The following is a 20502-nucleotide window of genomic DNA, read 5'->3' on the forward strand; positions in this document are numbered from 1 at the left end:
CGAGTTGGCGAATGGTCAAGCCGACGCGCTTACCCAGCTTGATGTACAGCTGCACGGCTCGAAGCCGATCCTCGTATGAAAACATGAACTACCTCCTGGTAGTCCAAGAAATCGTCCGCACCCCCAAGGGGGCAGTTCTCGATGTCGCTTGACATCTTGCTCCTGGCAGTTAGTTCACTGCCGCACAGGCAGCTCAGAAATCGGCGCAGGGTCGCTCAAGGCCAGCACCCTGGTTCACTGCCGCACAGGCAGCTCAGAAAACCAAAGGGCACGTCTACCCACGCACCGCCCAGTTCACTGCCGCACAGGCAGCTCAGAAAAGCCCATGAGAAGGTGCTGTCTGCTGGCACGAGTTCACTGCCGCACAGGCAGCTCAGAAAAGCCCGGCGTACTCCCACTCGCGGAACAAAGCGTTCACTGCCGCACAGGCAGCTCAGAAATTGAGGGTGAATTGGCCTTCGCGGCGCAGTTCGTTCACTGCCGCACAGGCAGCTCAGAAAAAGCACCGGCTCAGGCTCAAATCGGTTATCAAGTTCACTGCCGCACAGGCAGCTCAGAAAAAACCAAGCGCCGGGGCCTGGTGCGCGCAGCTGTTCACTGCCGCACAGGCAGCTCAGAAAACACAGACATGCCAACAGTTGAAGAACTGAGAGTTCACTGCCGCACAGGCAGCTCAGAAAAGCGGTCGAGCAGGCGCTCCCCGTCTTGGTGCGTTCACTGCCGCACAGGCAGCTCAGAAAGGCAGCTTCGCATCATGCCGCTGTAAGAGCCCTACGGCACCACCACCGGCCACGGCTCTACAAACAGGTTCAACTACGCCAAGGCCACTGAGCGGGCCTCGTCTAGGTGGCCCCCGCCGTAGGCGGGTTGGCCGCAACAGGCTTGGGCCTCAACCTAGCGAACGCATAGCCCCTCACACTCCAGCAGCTTGACGGTGTCCAGGCCAGCCGGAGGCGCAAACCGATCCACCAGGCAGGTGGTAAACAGGTACACGTCGGTCGGCTTGGGCGGGTAGTGCCGAAGGGCCGTGTTGGTTCAGTCAGGTGCCGGGGTCGGCGGGCTTGAACGCAGCATCATGCGCAGCGCCCACAAACCCAGCACACCATTGCCAATGGCCAATATCGCCACCAGCAAGCGCAAGCCCCAAGGCAATGGCAGAGCCTGCGACACCCAGGCCAACAAACCCGTCATCAGGTTGAACGCCACCAGCAGCCAGAAGTAGCGACTTCTGGGTTGAATGAGGCGCGAGAGTTTGAACGAAGAGAGGTCGGATCTCATGACATCAAGTATTGCACGCACCCTTGGGTGGGGCCACCAACACGCTCCTAGCCGCGCCGTGTCCTGAGTTTGTGGGATGCTCTGCCCATGATCACTCTGCACCACTGCGTCAGCGCCCGCTCGTTTCGCCCACTCTGGTTGTTGGAGGAGTTGGGGCTGCCCTACACCTTGAAGATGTGGCCGTTTCCGCCCCGGGTGCAGGCGCGGGACTACTTGGCGTTGAACCCGCTGGGCACGGTGCCGCTGCTGGAGGTGGACGGCGCGCGGCTGACGGAGTCGGCGGCGTGTTGCCAGTTTTTGGCGGCGCGCTTCAGCCCGGGCGTGCTGGACGTGGCCCCAGACGAGGCTGCGTTTGGCGCGTATCTGAACTGGTTGCACAGAAGCGACGCCACGCTGACCTTTCCGCAAACGCTGGTGCTGCGCTACAGCCATTTTGAGCCGCCGGAGCGGCAGCAGCCGCAGGTGGTGGAAGACTACCGCCGCTGGTTTGGGGCGCGCTTGCGCGCGGCAGAGGCAGCCTTGCAAGAGGCAGATACTTTGTGCGCCGGGCGCTTTACCGCCGCCGATGTGAGCGTGGGCTATGCGCTGATGCTGGCCGAGCTGATTGGCCTGAGCAGCCTGTTCGGCCCCCACGTGGCGGCCTATTGGCAGCGCCTGCAAGCCCGGCCTGCGTATCAGCGCGCGCTGCAGGCGCAGCGCGATGCAGCCCTGGCGCAAGGCGTGTCGGAGCAGCCCGCAACAGCGTAGGCGAGCAGCTAGTCAGGCCGTAGTGCTTAGATACAGCCACTCATGGAGTGTCACTCCCATGTGTCGCCATCGAGTGGTGCCTTGCTGCCGACTTTGTTCCAGGCAGCATCCGCCGCGCCAGACGCGGCAAGAGCGGCACGTTGCTCAAAGAACTTAGCTGTTTCCATGGCGCTGATTTTCTCGGCAATGGCCACGACAAAAAACTGATTCATGGTCGTGTCGTCAGCCGCAGCAATTCGCTTAGCGGCTTGCTTCAAGGACTCTGGGAGACGCAGGGCATAGCTACTCATGGTTGAGAACTCCGAGGCTGGGTGTGCTGAATTCGTTGGAGCGCTTGAACCGGTTTCATCACAGGAACGCCGAAGCGCTGTGCTGGTCCGAAGTCCTTCAGGTTGTATGTCACGATGGCATCGGCTTGCGCACATGTCAACAACGGGGCGACGTAAGAGCATCAAGAAAGGAGGTTCGCCAAGCATCGCCGCTCCGCCACAAAGCCCTCAAAGGCCTGCAGCAGCGGCTGGTAGCGCTGTTCATCGCCCTCTAGCTGCTGCAGGGCCAAGGCGGTGGCTTCCAGGGTGGAGCGTTGGTGCGGCTGCTGGGCTTTGCGGATGCTGTAGCGGCTGGGTGGTGGCGCCTGCAGGCTCAGCCGGGGCAGTTGGGTCAGCAAGGGGTTGCTGTGCAGCATCTTGCGGCTTTTGCGCCAAGTGGCGTCCAGCACCACCAGGCAGAGCTTGGCCAAGTCTGTGGATGCGTTGGGCACAAAGAGGTTCGGCGCTGAAGCGTCGGCCGCATCTGGGCCGCTGGGCCCAGCCCGCTGCGTGGCGGGATAAAGCAAAACGGCGTGTCCTGGCGGGCCTAGCCACGGCTGCAAGACAGCCTCGTCAAACTGCTCGCCCACTTCACGGTGGCAGCGCGCTAGGCTCAGGTGCAAGAGTGCGGCGCTGCCTTTGGCGTGGCTGGCCTCTAGCGGGTGCTGCAAGAGCAGCACAGAGACTTGGTTGGCCGTGGGCCGCACCCAGCCGCACAAGCAGGTGCGCAGCGGGCGGCTGCAGCGGGGGCAGGTGGGGGGGTGGGTGGGGCTGGGCGTTAGCAAGGGCATGGTGGGCGGTGGCCGCAAAGCCACGCCGCACTGTAGCGGCCCTCACAAGGTCTCAGGGCGCCATGGCCGGGCAATAGCGCTTGACGTAGGCCTGGTGCGTCGGAAGTTGTGCCAGCGTGCCCTCAACGTTTTGGCGGATGCTTTGCAAGAAGTGCTGCAATTCTTCGTCGCCCATCAGGTCGGCGCTGGGGTGGTGTTGCTGGGGCCAAATGCCCTGCCCCAGCATGACTTGTATCCACGAGTTTTCTGCAAACAGCTCATTGCCCTTGCGAAAGACCCGGCCCGTCTCTTGAAACAGCTCGATGCGGTGCTGCAGGCTGGGCGGCACGCTCATGTCGCGGCAGGCCTGCCAGAAGGGCGTGTCGTCACGTTGAGTGACCTTGTAGTGCAGGATGATGAAATCGCGGATGTGCTCGATCTCGTCGCGGGCTTGGGCGTTGTACTCGGCCACGTCGCTGGGGTTGATGCCGGCACTGGGGAACATCTGCATCAGCCGCACAATGCCGCGCTGAATAAGGTGGATGCTGGTGGACTCCAATGGCTCCAAGAACCCACTGGCCAGGCACAGCGCCACGCAGTTGCCGACCCAGGTTTTTTCGCGCTGGCAGGGCTTGAAGCTGATGGGGCGCAGCGGCGTCAGCACCTCGCCGCTGATGCGGCTTAAAAGGGTTTGCTGGGCCTGCTCGTCGCTCATGAAGCGGCTGGACCACACCAGGCCGTTGCCAACCCGGTGCTGCAGGGGGATGCGCCACTGCCAGCCCGCGCTGTGAGCCATAGAGCGGGTGTAGGGCACCGGCTCGCCCACCGAGCTGGTTTGCACGGCCAAGGCGCGGTCGCAGAACAGCCATTGGGACCAATCCTCACAGGGCACACCCAAGGTCTCGCCGATCAGCAGGCCTCTGAAGCCCGTGCAGTCGATGAACAGGTCGCCTTCGATCAACGTGCCATCGGCCAGGCGCAGCGCGGCGATATGGTCTGAGCCTGGGTGCTGCAGCACGGCCTGTATCTTGCCCTCGCGGCGTTGGACCCCAAAACCTTCGCTGAAGCTGCGCAGAAAGCGGGCATAGCGCGTGGCATCCAGGTGAAAGGCGTAGTTCATGCCAGCGTTGGGCAGGTGCGCAAACTTACCCTCTTGGGCGGCGCGCAGCTCCAGGCAGTAGTCGCCGTAGTCGCTGGCCAGGCCGCGTTCTCGCCCTTTGTGCCAAAAGTGCTGGAAGCCCGCTGTCCAATGGTCTTTGCCGGTCAGGCCAAACGAGTGGATGTAGTCCTCGTCGCGCTGGCGCCAGCTTTCAAACTGAATGCCCAGCTTGAAGGTGGCCTGGGTCGCCGCCATGAAGGATTGCTCAGGGATGCCCAGCAGCTGATGAAAGGTCAGCAAGGTGGGGATGGTGGCCTCGCCCACCCCCACGGTGCCAATCTCGTCCGATTCAATCAGGCAGATGTCGAGTTGCTTGCCCAGGGTTTTGGACAGTGCCGCTGCGGCCATCCAGCCCGCCGTGCCGCCACCGGCGATCACAACTTTGCGGATGGGCTTTGGCGCGGCGGGGCCTGCGGCCTGGGGGGCGTGAGCGGTGGGCAGGGTCATGGCTTCAGCGGTTCAAGAGTTGCAGCAGGCGCGCGCGCAGGGGCCGAGTGCGCTCGGGGCTCAATGGGCCTAGCAGGCCTTGAGCCTGCGCCGGAATGTGGGCATGGTCGGCCTGCGGCTCGGCAAACACATAGTGCTGGAAGTGAGCCGACCAGGCCTGGCGCTGCGGCGCGGGCAGGTCGCGAATGGAGGAGATCGCCAGCAGCAGCGCGGCGACGGGCGGGTCCATGAAGGCGGGCGTGCTGCTCCACCAATAGTTGAGCAGCAAGTTCACGCTATCCAGGGCTTCGACCTGATGCCACCACATGCTAGGGATGAACAGCGCATCGCCCGGCTCCAGCTCAAACACCTGGGCCGCCTGCTGGGCCTGTGCGAAGCGGGGGTAACGCTCAAGGTCAGGCTGGGCCATGTCCACCAGGCTGAGGGGCTGGCCCGCCGGGGTGAAGTCCAGCGGCCCCACATAGAGATTGGGCAACTGCTCTGGCGGGAACAGCGTAAAGCGCCGCCGCCCTGCCGCCACACAGGCCAGGTTGTCGGGCACGTCTTGATGCGCAGCAATGCGGGTGCGGTTGCCCAGCCACAGGCTCATCAAGGCGCCCTCGGGTGCGGGGGCCAAGTCGTTCTCGGCGCGAAAGCCGGGCCACACCGTCTCCACGGTGCTGGAGCCCACATAGAGCGCATCGGCCTGCGGCTGAGAGGCGGCCGCCAGGAGCTGCTCTAACACCTGGGCGATGCGGGCGTGCTCCGCAGCAAAGTTGAAGCCATCAAAGGCCTCGTTGTAGAAGAAGCGGCCGTTGGCGCTGGCCGGTGCCCGCCACAAGGTGACGGGCTGCGGCTCGCAAAAGGGGCCGAGGTAATCCGCCAAGGCTGCATCTGACTTCAGCGCCGCCTGCACCACGGGCCAGTGCCGAACCCAGCCCTTGAGCAACTGGGGCTGATGGGCCCCAGCGCCGCCCAGGGCTGCGAGGACGGGCTCAGCCATGCGCCTCAGGCACCCGGGCCTGGCGCTCGATCAGGCTCGCAAATTGGGACTGCGAAGCGAGCATCATGTAGAGGGCTTGCAAGTGGCCTTGGGCGTGCAGCTCGCCCAAGCTGGCAGCGTCCAAGGCCGCCATCCGCTCCTCCTGCAGGGTGTAGAAGCCACTGAGGTTCTGGGCTTGGCCCTGGCTGTCCTGGGTTTGCAGCACAAAGGGCTCTAAGAGCTCATGCGACAAGAGGGCGCGCAAGAAGTCATCTGCGTGCTGCACGCCTTCGTGGATGGCGCCCAAGATGGCGCTGATCTGCTGCAAGTACGGCGTGGTGCCACCTTGCGGCAAGAACAGCGGCTCGCCCTCTGTGCGGCTGAGACGTGGGCTGTCCAAGTCCACATGCACTTGCAGGCCTTGGCCATCGCGGCCAATCAAGAAAGGCTGGCGCCGCAGGGCCAGCGGAATGTAAGCGGCGTCCCAGCCCTCTGGGCACAAAAACAGGTTTTGGCCGGCCTGCAGGCCCAAGAGGGCCACCGCCTGAAAGCTCAGGCCATCGGCCGTCTTTTGGTAGACGATGGGGTAGTGGGCCTGCAGCGCGCGGAACTCCGCCGGAAAGGTGTGGGCCAGCATCACCGCGTCACCCAGGGCTGCGCTCTTGTGGGTGATCACCCGCAGGTCGTGGTGATCGACGTTGTTGAGCAGGACATGCTGGGCCATCTCAGATCCTATGGTGTCCGTGGCGGACGATGTGTTGAAGCAGCTCGCGCTGGCTGGGCAAGGCCGCCACCATGCGCTCGGCCAGGTGCTGGGTGTGGCGCAAGGCCTGCAGCACTTGCGCCGAGACGGGCTGGGCCTGCGCCACCACCGGCTTGGCACCCATGCCATACAGAATGTACTGGTAACTGGCCGCCGGGAAGACCTCGTCGATGCGGCCGAAATCATGGCGCGAGGGTGCCCGATGCCGCCACATCAGCAATTGCTCGGCCAAGCGCGCCGGGATGCTGTGGGCTTGGCGATGCTCAGCCCAATACGGGCTGTCTTGGCGCTGGCTCAGCACATAGTGGAGTTTCAAGAACTCAATCACCCGCTCCCATTTGTAGTGCATGGCTTCATTGAAGCGCGCCGCCACCACGGGCATCTCGTGGCGGGTGGCCGGGCAGGTCTCGCTCAGCATCGCAGCCGCCATCTCCACCATGGCCAGCGCCGAGGCTTCCAGCGGCTCGATAAAGCCGGAAGACAGGCCAATGGCCACACAATTGTGCTGCCAAAAGCGCTCGCGATACCCAGGCTCAAAGCGAATCTTGCGCGGGGTGTTGCCCGCCGGGCTGCCCGTGGCTTGCAGGTAGCGCGCCAGGGTGTCCTCGGCTTGTGCGTCGCTGCTGTGGGCGCTGCTGTAGACATAGCCCACACCACGGCGGCTTTGCAGGCCAATGTCCCACACCCAACCAGCGGCCTGGGCCGTGGCCACAGTTTGGGTGGCGATGGGGCTGTCGGGCGCCGGGTAAGGCACTTGGGTGGCCCAAGCGCTGTCATTGAAGAGCACCGCCCTTTGCGACTTGAAACCTACCTGCATGTGCTGACCCAGCAGCAAGCTGGCCATGCCGGTGCAGTCCACAAACAGGTCGCCTTCTACGGCACCCTGCTGGCCGGTTTGAAGGCTGGTGATGTGGCCCTGCTCGTCACGGTTGAGCCCCACCACATCGGCGATCAGGTGGCTGACCCCCAACTGCTCCATGCAATGGCGCTTGAGCGCTTGGCCCAGCTTGGTGGCGTCAAAGTGGTAACCGTAATTGGCCACCGCCGCGTACTGCGGGGTTTGCACCTGTTTGGGCGCACGGCCCGCTTGGCAGACGTGGGGCTGGGTGCACACCAATTCTGCAAACGGCTGGCCAGAGAAATGCTGCGCCCAAGGCGTGACCCAATCCAACTCACCAAAGGACTCAGGCACCGAGAAGGGGTGGTGATAGTGGTCCCCCGCCGCGCCGGTGACCCAGCCCTCAAAGCGAGAGCCTTGCTTGAAGGCGGCGTCGCATTCTTTGAACAGCGCGTCTTCGGGCAGGCCGATGGCGCGCAGGGTGTCGCGCATGGAGGGCCAAGTGCCCTCCCCCACGCCGATGATGGGCACGGCCGACGACTCGACGAGCAGCACGCTCAAAGGCTGGGCGTGATGGGCTTGGTGGGCGGCTGCCACGATGGCGGCTACCAGCCAACCGGCAGAGCCGCCACCCACCACCACCAGCTTTCTGAGGCGTGTGCTCACGAGAAGGGCCTCTCGCTCTTGTGCTGGCTTAGAACTTGTAGCGTGCGCCCAGCATATAGCGCGGCCCGGTCTGGGTCACGGCAATCAACTGCTCTTGGGTGCGGCCATGCAAGCGCTGCACACCATCAGTCAGGTTGATCACCTCGGCCTGGAAGCTCAAGCGGTCGTTGTATTGGTAGCCCACGGTCATGTCCACCTGCCCATAGGCTTGGGTATAGACCGGGTTGGGCAGACCTGTGCCGTCGAACAAGGCTGTCAAGAACTTGTCGCGCCAGTTGTAGGCCACGCGCACTTGCCAAGTGTCGTCTTCATAGAAGCCCACCAAGTTGGCCGAGTCGCTCAAACCCACCAGCGCAAACTGGTCGGCGCGGCTGGCGTTGTCGTACTTCAGGCCCGAGTTGACCTTGGTGTAGTTAGCCGCCACACCAAAGCCGCTCTTGCCAAACACATGCTGGAAGTTGAACTCCAGACCATGGATGCGGTCGGAGCGCTGGTTAGCCGGCGTGGTGATGTTGAAGTTCGCCACGGGGTCGCCAGGCTGACCGGCAATGCTGCCGCTCAGATTGCCATTGGCATCGCGCTTGAGCGTGCCATCGGCGTTCTTGTCGGCGGTCACGCCGCTGCGGCCGTCGTAGTTGGTGAAGATGTAGTTGCGGATGCAGCTCAGGTCGCTCTCCACACAGCCCTTGGACACAGCTTCTTTGAACAGCACGCCGTTGGCTGGCGTGGTCAGGTTGAAGGGTGTGCCTTGGGTGGTGCTGACACCGATGAAGTTGTCCACGTTCTTGACGAAGTAGCCCAAGGACACAAAGCTGGACTTGGCGTAGTAATACTCAGCCGACAGGTCCAGGTTCTTGGACTTCAAGGGCTTCAGCGCCGGGTTGCCTTGGGCGCCGGTGCCGCCGTCCAGGCGTGCCAGTTGGTTCAGCGTTTGGCCGCCTTGAATGTCGCCCCAGCCGGGCCGACCAATGGTCTCGCCATAGCTGGCGCGCACCTTGGTTTGGCTGTTCAGGTCCATGTCGAAGTCGATGCTGGGCAGGAAGTGCGAATAGCTGCCCGTCAGCGTGGTAAAGCCCGGCGCGCCAAACTGGACCGCAAACTCGTTATTGCCCACCCAGTTGATGCCGGTGGCGGTAGGCACCAGGGCGGTGGAGGTCACGTCCGTCTTCTCGTAGCGGCCGCCGACGGCCAACTGCATGGGCACATAGAAGTCCCAGCCCCTGTTGTACTGCAGGAAGGCGTTCTGAGATTTCTCGGTGACGCGGCGGTCGGTGGTGAAGTTGTTAGACGCCAAGTAAAGCGACGGGTCGCCCCCGGCCTTGGCAGCCAGCGCACGCACCGTTTCAAAGTCGAAGGTGTAGAACTGGTTGAACTGCGCAGCATTGCCACTGCCGCTGATCTGGCTGAAATACTGATTCAAGGATTCCAGCTTCCAGACGCTGTCGGGGTAGTCCGCCGCACTGGTGGCGCCACCCCAGGTGTCACGTTGCACATTAGAAAACGCACTGCGGTTTTTGACCTTGGTGGTGCCAGCGCCAAAGTCCAGGCCAGAGCCGTCTTCAAATTTGTACTTGCCCTTGAGTTGCAGCTGATCCACCTGCGCGCTCATGTAGCTATTGCGAAAGGTCGAGCCCGTGACCAACATGGTCGAGGGGTCGAGCGGAGCCGCCACGATGCTCAGCACCGGGAGGTCTTTGGTGAAGTCGACACTGGTGGTGCCACGGGTGAAGGTGGCAGCCCCCAACCCTGCGCTGGAGCCGTAGGGGCTGTCCGCGCCAGAAGTGGCGGTGGAGTGATGACCGTCAAATTCCAACTTCAGCTTGTCAGAGGCTTTCCAAGCCAAGTTGAAACCTGTGGACTTGTTTTCGTTCTTGGTGCCGAACTGAGCACCAGCCATGGCGATGTCGCTGGTGGCGGGGTTGATGGTCTCCGAGTAGAACGTGGGCGCCGACACCGGGCCGTTGGTCCAGGAGCTCACGGACGGGCCAAAGTTGAACCAAGCCGACAACTCGTGACGCTTGTTTTGCAGCTTGTTTTGCGAGTAGGTGTAGTCCAGCGTGGCGGTCAGCTCCTTGACCGGCGCGTATTGCAAGGTGAGCTGGCCGTTGGTGCGCTCACGCTTGACGCTGTTCACGCTGTACATGATGTTCTGCGGCACCGAGTAGATGTCGGTGGGCTTGGGCCGGTTAGTGATGTTCTCAGAACCAGGTGTGCCGGGCTGGGGGATGGTGCCCCAGTTGTTCTCATCACCCGCAAACGGGCGCCAGCCATTGGGCACAGAGGCTTGGTTGAAACCGAGATCACGCTTTTGGTAGCTACCGCTGATGGCCACGCCAAACTTGCCGTCGGCAAAGGTGTTGCTATAGATGCCCGACACCTCAGGAGTGACGGCACTGCCCTTCATGGACTCAGGCAGGCGCCCAGCCGATTGATCAAACACGCCTTTGATGCCGACACTGGCCTGCTGACCAGGGTTCTCCAAAGGGCGCGCCGTCTTGATGTTGACGGTCGCCCCGATGCCGCCTACGGGCGAGCTGGCGCGGCTGGTCTTGAAGACCTCGACGGCGCTCACCGATTCAGAGGCTAGATTCGCGAAATCGAAGGCCCGCGAGTTGGACGCGCCAGTATCAGCAATGCTGGAGCCAGGCATCTGGCGGCCATTCAGGAGCACCAGGTTGTAGTCCGGCCCCATGCCCCGCACGGTGATGCGTGAGCCTTCGCCAATCGAGCGGTCAATCGAAACACCGCTGATGCGCTGAAGGGACTCGGCCAAATTGGTGTCCGGGAACTTACCCAGGTCTTCAGCCACGATGCCGTCCACCACGCCCTGGGCATCGCGCTTGATGCCGACGGTGGTTTCTAGGCTGCGTCGAATGCCTTTGACGACCACTCGCTCCACAGCAGCATCGGCCGCGCTGGCAGCAGCGGCGGGCGCAGCGGGTTGAGCTTGTTGCGCCATGGCGGCACCCGTCCCCAGCGTGACCAGCAAGGTGGCCGTCGCCACTTGGGTCATGGGGAATCGACTGCGGGGGTTCGCCTTGTTGTGGTGATGGGTGTGGGGTCGGGTCACTGTGTCTCCTTGGTGTGGTCGTGGGGTATCAAAAGTGCGCCCAAAATTGAAAGCGCTTTCATGTCAACACGAAGAATGGCACCTCTCACCAAGGTGCCATTGGGGGCGCGAGGGGCGCCCCCGGGGCGCAGGGCAGCCCAGAGCCCCAGTGCGGCCCCAGGCTTCCTGGCCTTTGCTCAGTCGAACGTGATGCCGCCCTTCAAGGCCACCGTGGTCGGGAAGACAGCGCCTGCTGCGACCGACAAGTTGGCACCGCTGGCAACGTCATTGCGACCAAAGATGGCCGAGCTACCCGCTGCCCCCATGAACTTGACGCTGCTGATCACCGGCGACGCGGCCAGCGCAGCGGCCACATCGGTCGGCGCAATGCCCGTGCCGCAGTCTGCAGCGACTCGGAAATCGGTTCTCAGATTCATCGAGTAGGCGGTGGAGTCCGCCGAGGTCGGCGCCTTGACTCCTTGCAATTGCAGGCGGCAGCCGCCGTTAATGGCATAGCGCTTGCCCAGGGTGAGCACCACCGCAAAGCGATTGTTCGGGCTGTTGAACCACTCTGGATTGGGGTTGAACTTGAAGTTCACCTTGGTCTGGTTGGTCAGGGTCACGCCTGCCGTGTCGCCGGTGGTGCTGAAATCCGTCACCCCTGGGCCGAACACTTCAACTTGGCTGTAGAGCGCCGTGGCTGCGCTCGGTGTTTGGTAGTAGAAGTACATGAAGCTGTCCGCCCCCGCCCCCCCTGCACCACTGCCGCACCATGCTGCATCGCCATTGCAGTTGAACATGTCGATATTGCTGCCGCCTGCAGATGCGACCTTTCCGCCTTCGACGGTCAAGACATTGCTGGCGAATCCGGTCGAGAAGTTCAGCACCGTGCCCACCGGTGGCGTCGGGGGCGTCGTGGCCGCCTCCAAGGAGATGTCGTCGATGTAGAAGATTTGGCCCGTGCCCACCGTGCCCAACTGCGGCAGGATCGTGAAGCGGTTGTAGACGTTGGGGGCGGTGAGGTTGCTGAAGGTCCAGGTCAGGGTTTGCCAGCCGACCACGACGGCCTGGTTGGCCTGCACATCGCCAGTGCCTTGGTTGTCGCCGTACTCTGCCTTGGCCACCATCGGGATGCCAGCCACCGGGGAGTAGACGCGGGCAGACACGGTCTGAGAACCTGCATTGTTCGGGATGGGCGTGATGGCGACCCACGCACCGGCATAGACCTCACCGCCGCTGCGGGTGAGCCTCAATGCTTTGCCGTTACCGCCCGAGGGTGAGGCTTCAACGGCATAGGCTGCGCCTCCAAACTCGGTGACTGCTGGCGGTGTGGCTTCGTCGAAGTTGGTCAGCAAAGTGGCACCAGAGACGGGCGGTGGGGTGTCGACGACTTCGAGGTTGTCGATGTAGTACATCGCCCCATCCGTCGTGCGGGTGCGATCTGGTGTGACGGCCAGGATGGTGTAGTTCGCCGCCAGGTCTGCATCCTTGAAATTCCAGGTCACGGTCGACCAGGTGTTGGCAGCGCCGGTCGCCGTCCCGGCCACTTCAACCGATGCGCCGCCCGGCACTTCGACTTTCAGATGCAGCACCGAGTTGGCAACGCTGCTGTAGACCTTGGCGGTCATGCCCTTTTTGGTGGCGGTGAAAGGCACTTTGGGCACGGTGAAGTAGGCACCGCCCCAGGCATCTGGGCCTGCGGGCTTGACGATCTTCAAGGCCTTGGCGTTGCCGCCCGTCGGCCCGGCTTCTACGGCAGCCGTGGTACCAGCACCATAGACACCCAGGTCCTTGATGGCCTCAGGGCTCTCGTCGAAGGTGATGTAGGCCGTGACCGGAGGCACCGTGTTGTAAGCCTGCGTTGCGCTGGCAGCGGCGGTGTTGGCATTGTTGGCCGCATCGCTGAACTTGCCAGCGGCGACGCTCACATCCACATTGCCTGTGCTGTTCGCCGTGGGCGTGACCACCAGGGTCGCTTGGGTGGTGCTGACGGCTGTGAACGTGCCCTTGGTGCCGCCGGTGACCACCACATCGTCCACCGTGAAGCTGGCGCCCACGCTCTCACTGAACGTGAAGGTAAAGGTCACATCCCCAGTGGCCGTAGCCTCGCTCACATTGTCGGTGATGGCGACGGTCGGCGGCGTGGTGTCAGCAGGCGGCGGGGGCGTCGGAGGGGCATCGGCATCCCCGCCGCCGCAGGCGGCGAGCATCAGTGCTGCGGCCAGGGCGGTGGCCGTGGGGGAGTAGCGGTGCAGGGTCTTGATCATGGTTGTCTCTCTCATCTTGTTCATGCGAATCCCAAGTGCAAGCCTAGGCCTGATGCTGGGGGGTGAAGGCCACACAGGCCGGTATCAACGGGTCAAAGATCTCAATACCAAGGGCGAAAACCGGGAGCATTGAAAGCGCTTTCATCATGCTCAAATGTTCGGACTCACGTTCATCAAATGCGGGAACAGGCTGGTCTCCGACAGGGGCTTTGCAGGGCTGCGCTCAAGGCGAGGCTTGCGCCAAGCTGCCCGGCGCCACGCTCAGGGTTTTGCCATCGCTGAACTTGACGTTGAGTGGCGCTTTGCCGGGGTTGAAGGCCATATAGGTTTTGCGGCCATCGGCTTGTTTGAAAACGGCGTACAGCGGGGTGTCGGCCTTCACGCTCAAGTCGGGTGCACCCCACTGGCGCAAGCCCAGCAGCATGTGCAGCGCATGGCTGCGGCTGTCTCCCAGCTCCACTGCGCCCCAGCGGTTCCATTGCGCCAGGCCTGCGGCCGGGTCGGCCAAGCCCATGTACTTGGCGAAGATGTCTTGCCAGATGTCCGGTGGGTCGGCCCGCTTGCCGCGTGAGGCGTACAGGTCCATCTCGCCCTTCAAGGCGCCGAGGTTCTTTTTGACATAGCTGGGGCTGGTGGCCAAGTAAGCCGAGGCTGTGGTGATGGGCAGCAGGTTGATGCCCTTGATCTGGCGCGGCTCGTCCGTCCACCAGGTGTTGTGGGCCAAGCGGCCACCGAAGACCATGCTGACCTCGACGTTCTTGTAGGCCGCAGGCAGGGTCAGACCGTGGATGTCAAACCAGTAGTGGTTGATGGCTTGCACCTCGGTGCTGTAGAGGTAAGCGCCCAGGTCGCGCAGGGCTGTGTTGCCCGTCACCTCGCCCCAAAGAATCAAACCGATCCAAGCGTTGATGGCTTCGGACGAAGATTCTTGGTTGTTGCCATGCGGCCCGAGGCCCACACCCGAGGCCCAGGAGTGGCCTTCATAGACATCGAAGTTGCGCACAAAGGGGAAACGCGAGCCGCCCCGCTCGGTGGTGGCAATGTCGGCCACCAGCAAGTCGATCATCCCACCCCAGCGCTCTTTGGCCACCCAGGCCGGGTCGCGCAGGGCAACTTCAGCGGCGGCGCGTATCCAGTAGCCGTAGTGGAAGTGGTGGTCGTTCATTTGCTCGACCGCAAAGTATTCGTCCGGGTAGGCCACCACCGTGCCCAAACGCGTGTCGAGGTGGAAATAGGTTTTGCTGTCACGACCCGACAACCACTCTTCAAAGCGGCCCTGCACCAGCTTGAGCAGCTTGTCGCGGCCCTCGGTGTCCCCTTGTTGTTCAACGACGTCCATCAGTTTGACGATGCGCTGCAAGCCCTTGCCTTGCCAGTAAGCACCCTTGCCGATCTCCAGCATCATGCGGCGGGCATTGCGCTGGTCTGTCTTGAGCACATCGGCCAAGTCGGCCGCTTTGTCGCCCGCCTCCACCTTGGGCCAGAAGGGCACAAAGCCGTGATAAGGCTTGCGGGTGCTGAACTGAGCACCGGCCAGCAGCTTCAGCGGGCCGCGGATGGTGGTGTAGGCAGGCCCCAGCTTGCCCACCAAACTGGCATTGTTGAACCAGTGGTGCGGATAGAGCGCCAGCAGCGGGCCGTGGTCTAGACCTTCCATGATCTCGGCACGGCTGCGGTAGTCGGCCTGCACCTCACTGGCGGCTTGGTCGTAGCGCCACTGCACCTCGGTGTGGGTCAAAAAGGCATAGGCATGTCGGGCCACCAAAGCCAGGCTGGCAGCGCTGTCATCAGGCAGTGCAGCCGCTGCCACATAGCCCTTGCCGGCAGGCAGGCGAGCCACCCACTGGCCGGGGCCGGACGACTCCCAACGCACGCCCGTCGGGCCAAAGGCTGCATAGCGCTTGGCACCCACACTGATGTGCAATTGACGGGCATCGTCGGCCGCGACTTGGGCGGTGGCACCCGCAGGCAAGGCCAATCCCAAGTCGCCCCGGCTCAGGCGCATCTGCACATAAGGGCTGCCATGCGCCACGGTGGCGGTGAACTGATCCGTGCCCTGACCCATGGCGATGTCGATGGCCCAATCGCTGGCGCGGGCCAGCTTGGGCCGCTCGGGCTTGAAAGCCAGCGCACTGAAGCGCAGGGGCTCGGTGTGCGGGTAGTGGATCTCGGTGTCTTTGCGCTCGGTGGGCACCACCAGCTGGCTGGGATAGGCCATTTCCAGGCCGTCGGTGGTGGCTTTGACCGTCAAAGGCTGGGCATACAGCACCTCAGGCTCTTTGGCGAACACCAGGGCCGAGTACCACTGGTTGGTGGGCGCAGCCTGCTTGGCCATGGCTTCGGTGCGCCACAGCGCAGGCGGGGGCGGTGCGTCGCTGCCGCGGGGCTGGCTTTGGTAGGCGCCAGCGCCGACCTTCACGGCTTGCGCCTGGGCGGGGGCGAGCGGCCACAGCAACAAAGCGGCACTCAAGGCCGCCGAGCAGGAAGAGGCAAGGATGGTGTGCATGGCCGCATCATATTGAAAGCGCTTTCAGAACGCATACGATGGTTTTCCCTAGCCAGCTCGAACGCAAGCGTTTTTATCGGTAAAGCTGTGGCGATTTTGCTGCGCACCACCAGAACTCCCGGGAAAACCCGAGCCACTTTGGATTGACCCTGCGCGGCGTTTCTTCATAATGGCGTGAAAGCGCTTTCAACATTTCGAGTTCACCTTGAAAGCTTCCGCCCCTGCGGGCCCTCCACATCAGGCTCTCACCATGTCTTCCACCGTGCCTTACCCCTTGCGCCGCCAGCCTGCACCGCAGCGGCGGGCTGCACCTTTGTCTTCTGCCCTCAGCCCGCTGTGCGCTGCGGTGCTGCTGCTGTGCAGCCCTATGGCGCAAGCGGTGGACTGGGGGCCCTTCACGCTGACCGGCTTTGCCAAAGTCGAAGTTCAGCGCGGTTCCAATCAATGCGACGACTGCCAGCGCTTCCCCGAAGAGAACCGCCAACGCCTCTGGGCGGACGAGCTGGTGCCCGGCGCCGAGTACAAAACCCGCGAAACCCATGTCACGCTGCTGCAGCCCTATTTGGGCAGCAAGTTCGACCTGGGCAAAGGCTTCAAGCTGCAAACCCTGCTCAGCCAACGCTGGCGCGATGGCAAGACGGACATCAAGGGTTTTTGGTACGAGAAGAACATTGCGCTCAGCCATGAAGACTGGGGCAGCGTGCGCTTTGGTGCCATGCCCACCCGCGCTTGGAGCATGGCCGACTACCCATACGGCACCCAGATCGGCGTCAGCGACGCCTGGGCATCCAGCGGCGCCGGCTATGGCCTGCTGATGCGCGCATTGCGGGTGACGAGCCGCCCCTTTGATGTGGTGGGCGGTGACCTGGTGTTGGAAGCCACTTACGACGAAGGCAACGGCGGCTTCAAGATCAACAAACCCCGCTTTGTGGAGCTGTATGCCCAGTACGTGAAGGGCGACCTGGTGCTGGACGGGATGTATCAAGACACCCGCAACGGCACGCCCTCCTCTTGGGGCCACGGCCCCTTCACCGGCCTAACCCCCTTCTCGGCCGATGACAGCAAGCTGGGCGGCTCTGGCCAGAGCATTGCCATGCTGATGGCGCGCTATCAGGTGGACAGCAAGTGGGAAGTCTTGGGCGGTGTGCGCCGCAACCGCTGGAGCGGCGCCTATGCCGTGATCACCCAGCCAGGCCCCCCCGCCCAGTGGAACGAGATGTTCAATGTGCACTGGAACGGCACACTGAACGGCGTGGCCAACCCCGGTTATGCCGCCTCCTCCACCGACTTCAGCGGCGGCGTGCGCTACCGCCTGGGCGATTGGACAGCCTCCACGGGACTGGTCTACCTGGGTGAAGCCAGCACCCGCAACCCCAGCGAGCGCGGCCAAAGCAATAGCGCGCTCATCAACACCGTGGGCCTGAACTACGACTTCCGCAATGGCTTGCAGGTCTACGGCATGGCAGGCATGGTCAAGTACAGCCGCCTGGGCCAAGGCCCTCTGTCCATGCCCAGCAACGCGGCTTTCACCAATGTGGACCCGCGTGTGACCACCTCGGGCAACTGGTTCGGCGCAGGCGCCGTGTTCACCTTCTGAGACACACCATCATGAGCACCCCTTCCCTCTTCTTCACCGGCTTGCTTGGGCGCACCCGTGCGCTGGCCGCCGGCCTGATTGCGTTGCTGATGACCGCCCTGCTGGTGGCCTGCGGCGGCGGTGGCCAAGTGCCAGCGCAAACCGTGCAAGCCCGCAGCCTGAGCCCCGAGTTCTTCAGCCGCAAAGCGGTCAACTACTCGCCCTACCGCACCAGCAACCGCGACACCGAAGTCGTCACCAAAGCCAACATCCAACAAGATTTGGAGTTGTTGGCGCAAGGCGGCTTCACGCTGATTCGGATTTTTGACAGCTCGGATGCCGTGGCCAAGGCCACGCTTCAGGTCATCAAAGAACGCAAGCTCGACATGAAGATGATGCTGGGCATCTATGTGGCCAGCGGCAATGAGGCCTTCTCGCAAGCCGAAATGGCACGCGGCGTGGCGCTGGCCAACGCCTACCCCGACATCGTGCTGGCGGTGAGCGTGGGCAATGAAACCATGGTGAGCTGGTCCTTCAACAAGATCGCGCCGGAGACCATGGCAGGCTACATCAGCACCGTGCGCAACCAGATCACCCAGCCCGTCACCACCGACGACAACTGGGCCTTCTGGGCCTCGGCCCCCAAGATCATCACCGACGTGGTGGACTTCGCCGCCGTGCACACCTACCCGCTGCTGGACACCATCTTCTCGCCCGACCTGTGGGACTGGCAGCAAAGCAGCGTGCCGGCCGCCAGCCGTGCCGCCGCCATGATGGATGCGGCCATTGCCTCAGCCAAGAAAGAGTACAGCGCCGTGCGCACTTACTTGGATGGCCGCGCCTTGACCAATATGCCCATCGTGATTGGTGAAACCGGCTGGAAGGCCATTCCCGCCGGTGGCGAGACCTCGCGCGCCCACCCCGTCAACCAGAAGATGTACTTCGACCGCCTGACAGCCTGGAAGGCCGAGGCCTCTGGCCCCAAGAACATCTTCTACTTCGAAGCCTTTGATGAGCCCTGGAAGCAAGGCGACGACAAGTGGGGCCTGTTCAATGTGAACCGCCAAGCCCGCTATGTGGTGCAGAGCCTCTACCCGCAAAGCCTGTGGGAGCCGGGCAATTACACCGCCGCAGATGCGCTCTACTACATCCCGCCGATCAACAGCGGCCCCGTCACCGCCAACCGCTACACCCTGTATTCGGAAGTGGCCACCGCGGGCGAAGCCAAGCCGGCAGAAATCGGCGTGTTCAACGCCTGGGAGAACGGCAGCACCGCCGCCTATCCAGAAGTCAGCACCAGCGCCGCCCCTGGCGACGGCAGCAAGAGCATTGAGATCACGCCCATCCCACAAGTTTGGGGTTGGGGCCTAGCCCTGGGCCTGCCCACCACCGCTGAAAACCTAAGCAACTTTGCCACCGCAGGCCGCCTGAACTTCAGCATCAAGACCACTTATGCCGGCAAGCTGGAAGTGGGCTTCTTGACGGGCACCACCGGCGGCGGCAGCGCCTACGACGTCTACCTGCCCATCAGCAGCGGCGAGTATGGCTATATGAACGACGGCCAGTGGCACGAGGTCTCCATCCCGCTGAGCGCCATCACCCCGCGCGGTGCCATGGCCTTTGGCATGACGGACCCGGCCAAGTCCAAGCTGGACCTGACCAAGGTCACCAACCCCTTCGTGATTGCAGACCGCTACTCGGTCACCGGCAATGGCGCGGGGGCCACCACCAAGATCTACATCGACAAGATCTACTGGTCTAAGTGAGCGTCAGCCCACACCCACACTCAGGGGCTTCGGCCCCTTTTTCTTTGACACGCCCATGATCCACCCGACGCTCACCGCCCAAGGTCAGGCGGCGACCCTCAGCCCCCAAACCGCGCTGCCCCTGGCCGACGCAGCACCGCACGGCCTGCCCACGGTGTGGGTCGATGCCAGCCGGCGCTTTCAAACCGTGTTGGGCTTTGGCGCGGCCTTCACAGAAGCGGCCGCCGTGACCTGGCAGGCCCTGCCGCCTGAACAACAGCGCGAGTTCATGACCGCCTGTTTCAGCCGCCAAGGCGGCCACGGCTACACCCTGTGCCGCGTGCACATGAACAGCTGTGACTTTGCGCTGGGCAACTATGCGCATGTGGAGCAGACCGACGACTTTGCCCTGAACAGCTTCAGCATTGCCCGCGACGAGCAAGCCCTGCTGCCCATGATCAAAGCCGCCCAGGCCGTGGCCCGCGCCGAGGGGCGTGAGATCACCCTGCTGGCTTCCCCCTGGAGCCCGCCCGCCTGGATGAAAACCACCGGCGCCATGAACCTTGGCGGTGAGCTGCGAGAAGACTGCCGCGCTGCCTGGGCCCAGTGCTATGTGCGCTTCATCCAGGCCTATGCCGCGCACGGCGTGCCCATCTGGGGCGTGACGGTGCAAAACGAGCCCGAGGCGCTGCAGCGCTGGGACTCTTGCCTCTACAGCGCCGCACAAGAGCGCGACTTTGTGCGCGACCACTTAGGCCCGGCTTTGGAGGCCGCAGGCCTGGGCCATGTGCGCATCGTGGTGTGGGACCACAACCGCGACCGCATGGTGGAGCGAGCCAGCATCATCCTGCGCGACCCAGCCGCCGCCCGCTTTGTGTGGGGCTGCGGCTTTCACTGGTACGGCGAAGACCACTTCCACCATGTGCAACTGGTGCACGACGCCTGGCCCGACAAGCACCTGTTGTTTACCGAGGGCTGCCAAGAAGGCGGGCCGCATCATGGCTCATGGGCGCTGGGTGAGCGCTATGCCAAGTCCATGATCGAAGACATGAACCGCTGGACCGAAGGCTGGATCGATTGGAACCTGCTGCTCAATGAAGAAGGCGGGCCCAACCATGTCGGCAATCTGTGCAGCTCCCCGCTGATGGCCGACCGTGCGACGGGCCAGCTGATCCGCCACAACTCCTACGCCTACATCGGCCACTTCAGCCGCTTTGTGCAGCCCGGCGCTCAGCGCGTGCTGTGCGCCGCCTCGCGCGAACGCCTGGAGTCCATTGCCTTTCGCAACCCGGACGACAGCATGGTGCTGGTGGTCATGAACCGCAGCGAAGAGGCTCTGCCCTTTGCCCTGGGCAGCGAGCTGGGATGGGCCGAGACGGAGTTGCCAGCCCGCTCTATCGCCACCTATTGCTGGTGAGCCCC

Annotated in this window: 14 protein-coding genes, 1 pseudogene and 1 CRISPR repeat array; of the genes and pseudogenes, 4 read left to right on the top strand and 11 right to left on the bottom strand. The window is 63.3% G+C overall.

The window, feature by feature from the left end; all coding sequences use genetic code 11:
- Positions 1-172: 172 nt before the first annotated feature.
- A CRISPR array of direct repeats spans positions 173-740; the repeat unit is 28 nt; unit sequence GTTCACTGCCGCACAGGCAGCTCAGAAA.
- 34 nt (positions 741-774) lie between these two features.
- Positions 775-993: pseudogene (locus tag ACIQ3Q_RS14600) on the bottom strand (heterodisulfide reductase-related iron-sulfur binding cluster); the annotation flags it as partial.
- 42 nt (positions 994-1035) lie between these two features.
- Positions 1036-1278 (bottom strand): hypothetical protein, encoded by a 243-nt coding sequence (locus ACIQ3Q_RS14605; RefSeq protein WP_396269865.1) that lies wholly within the window; start codon positions 1276-1278, stop codon positions 1036-1038.
- Between the two features lie 87 nt (positions 1279-1365).
- On the opposite strand from ACIQ3Q_RS14605, the gene ACIQ3Q_RS14610 reads away from it, so the two are divergent.
- On the top strand, positions 1366-2025 hold the full coding sequence (locus tag ACIQ3Q_RS14610) for a glutathione S-transferase family protein (RefSeq protein WP_396269866.1): 660 nt from the start codon (positions 1366-1368) through the stop codon (positions 2023-2025).
- Positions 2026-2075: 50 nt separating this feature from the next.
- Here the strand turns inward: ACIQ3Q_RS14610 and ACIQ3Q_RS14615 are convergent, their stop codons facing one another.
- From ACIQ3Q_RS14615 to ACIQ3Q_RS14655, 9 genes are all read right to left on the bottom strand, one after another.
- Entirely contained in the window at positions 2076-2315 is a 240-nt protein-coding gene (locus tag ACIQ3Q_RS14615; protein WP_396269867.1) for a hypothetical protein, read from the bottom strand.
- Positions 2316-2476: 161 nt separating this feature from the next.
- A complete protein-coding gene (locus tag ACIQ3Q_RS14620; protein WP_396269868.1) occupies positions 2477-3124 on the bottom strand; it encodes a tRNA-uridine aminocarboxypropyltransferase in 648 nt (215 codons plus the stop codon).
- 52 nt (positions 3125-3176) lie between these two features.
- Positions 3177-4709: a tryptophan halogenase family protein gene (locus ACIQ3Q_RS14625; RefSeq protein WP_396269869.1), complete on the bottom strand. Its 1533-nt coding sequence runs from the start codon at positions 4707-4709 to the stop codon at positions 3177-3179.
- A gap of 4 nt (positions 4710-4713) precedes the next feature.
- Positions 4714-5691, bottom strand: a complete 978-nt coding sequence (locus ACIQ3Q_RS14630; RefSeq protein WP_396269870.1) for a cupin-like domain-containing protein — start codon at positions 5689-5691, stop codon at positions 4714-4716.
- Positions 5684-6394 (bottom strand): SapC family protein, encoded by a 711-nt coding sequence (locus ACIQ3Q_RS14635; protein ID WP_396269872.1) that lies wholly within the window; start codon positions 6392-6394, stop codon positions 5684-5686. Before ACIQ3Q_RS14635 ends, ACIQ3Q_RS14630 begins: the two co-directional genes overlap by 8 nt.
- 1 nt (position 6395) lies before the next feature.
- Positions 6396-7937 (bottom strand): tryptophan halogenase family protein, encoded by a 1542-nt coding sequence (locus ACIQ3Q_RS14640; protein WP_396269873.1) that lies wholly within the window; start codon positions 7935-7937, stop codon positions 6396-6398.
- A gap of 28 nt (positions 7938-7965) precedes the next feature.
- Positions 7966-11007 carry a TonB-dependent receptor gene (locus ACIQ3Q_RS14645; protein WP_396269874.1) on the bottom strand — a complete coding sequence of 1014 codons (3042 nt, stop codon included), beginning with the start codon at positions 11005-11007 and terminating at the stop codon, positions 7966-7968.
- A gap of 176 nt (positions 11008-11183) precedes the next feature.
- The gene (locus ACIQ3Q_RS14650; protein WP_396269875.1) at positions 11184-13253 is read right to left on the bottom strand and encodes an Ig-like domain-containing protein; all 2070 of its coding nucleotides are present in this window, start codon (positions 13251-13253) and stop codon (positions 11184-11186) included.
- A 223-nt stretch (positions 13254-13476) separates the two neighbouring features.
- Positions 13477-15759, bottom strand: a complete 2283-nt coding sequence (locus ACIQ3Q_RS14655) for a glycosyl hydrolase (protein WP_396269876.1) — start codon at positions 15757-15759, stop codon at positions 13477-13479.
- A 250-nt stretch (positions 15760-16009) separates the two neighbouring features.
- Here ACIQ3Q_RS14655 and ACIQ3Q_RS14660 point away from each other — a divergent pair, with 250 nt between their 5' ends.
- The 3 genes from ACIQ3Q_RS14660 to ACIQ3Q_RS14670 are packed head-to-tail and all read left to right on the top strand — an operon-like array spanning position 16010 to position 20497.
- Positions 16010-17356, top strand: a complete 1347-nt coding sequence (locus tag ACIQ3Q_RS14660; protein WP_396269877.1) for a hypothetical protein — start codon at positions 16010-16012, stop codon at positions 17354-17356.
- Positions 17357-17367: 11 nt separating this feature from the next.
- Entirely contained in the window at positions 17368-19101 is a 1734-nt protein-coding gene (locus tag ACIQ3Q_RS14665; RefSeq protein ID WP_396269878.1) for a glycosyl hydrolase family 17 protein, read from the top strand.
- Positions 19102-19156: 55 nt separating this feature from the next.
- A complete protein-coding gene (locus ACIQ3Q_RS14670) occupies positions 19157-20497 on the top strand; it encodes a glycoside hydrolase family 30 beta sandwich domain-containing protein (protein ID WP_396269879.1) in 1341 nt (446 codons plus the stop codon).
- Positions 20498-20502 lie beyond the last annotated feature (5 nt).

This window comes from Ideonella sp., from assembly GCF_044358605.1.
In the GTDB taxonomy this organism is placed as follows: domain Bacteria; phylum Pseudomonadota; class Gammaproteobacteria; order Burkholderiales; family Burkholderiaceae_C; genus Ideonella.

Coding starts and splice junctions, on each gene's coding strand:
- ACIQ3Q_RS14605 (WP_396269865.1), bottom strand. CDS start 1,278: ATGAGATCCGACCTCTCTTCGTTCAAACTCTCGCGCCTCATTCAACCC.
- ACIQ3Q_RS14610 (WP_396269866.1), top strand. CDS start 1,366: ATGATCACTCTGCACCACTGCGTCAGCGCCCGCTCGTTTCGCCCACTC.
- ACIQ3Q_RS14615 (WP_396269867.1), bottom strand. CDS start 2,315: ATGAGTAGCTATGCCCTGCGTCTCCCAGAGTCCTTGAAGCAAGCCGCT.
- ACIQ3Q_RS14620 (WP_396269868.1), bottom strand. CDS start 3,124: ATGCCCTTGCTAACGCCCAGCCCCACCCACCCCCCCACCTGCCCCCGC.
- ACIQ3Q_RS14625 (WP_396269869.1), bottom strand. CDS start 4,709: ATGACCCTGCCCACCGCTCACGCCCCCCAGGCCGCAGGCCCCGCCGCG.
- ACIQ3Q_RS14630 (WP_396269870.1), bottom strand. CDS start 5,691: ATGGCTGAGCCCGTCCTCGCAGCCCTGGGCGGCGCTGGGGCCCATCAG.
- ACIQ3Q_RS14635 (WP_396269872.1), bottom strand. CDS start 6,394: ATGGCCCAGCATGTCCTGCTCAACAACGTCGATCACCACGACCTGCGG.
- ACIQ3Q_RS14650 (WP_396269875.1), bottom strand. CDS start 13,253: ATGATCAAGACCCTGCACCGCTACTCCCCCACGGCCACCGCCCTGGCC.
- ACIQ3Q_RS14655 (WP_396269876.1), bottom strand. CDS start 15,759: ATGCACACCATCCTTGCCTCTTCCTGCTCGGCGGCCTTGAGTGCCGCT.
- ACIQ3Q_RS14660 (WP_396269877.1), top strand. CDS start 16,010: ATGTCTTCCACCGTGCCTTACCCCTTGCGCCGCCAGCCTGCACCGCAG.
- ACIQ3Q_RS14665 (WP_396269878.1), top strand. CDS start 17,368: ATGAGCACCCCTTCCCTCTTCTTCACCGGCTTGCTTGGGCGCACCCGT.
- ACIQ3Q_RS14670 (WP_396269879.1), top strand. CDS start 19,157: ATGATCCACCCGACGCTCACCGCCCAAGGTCAGGCGGCGACCCTCAGC.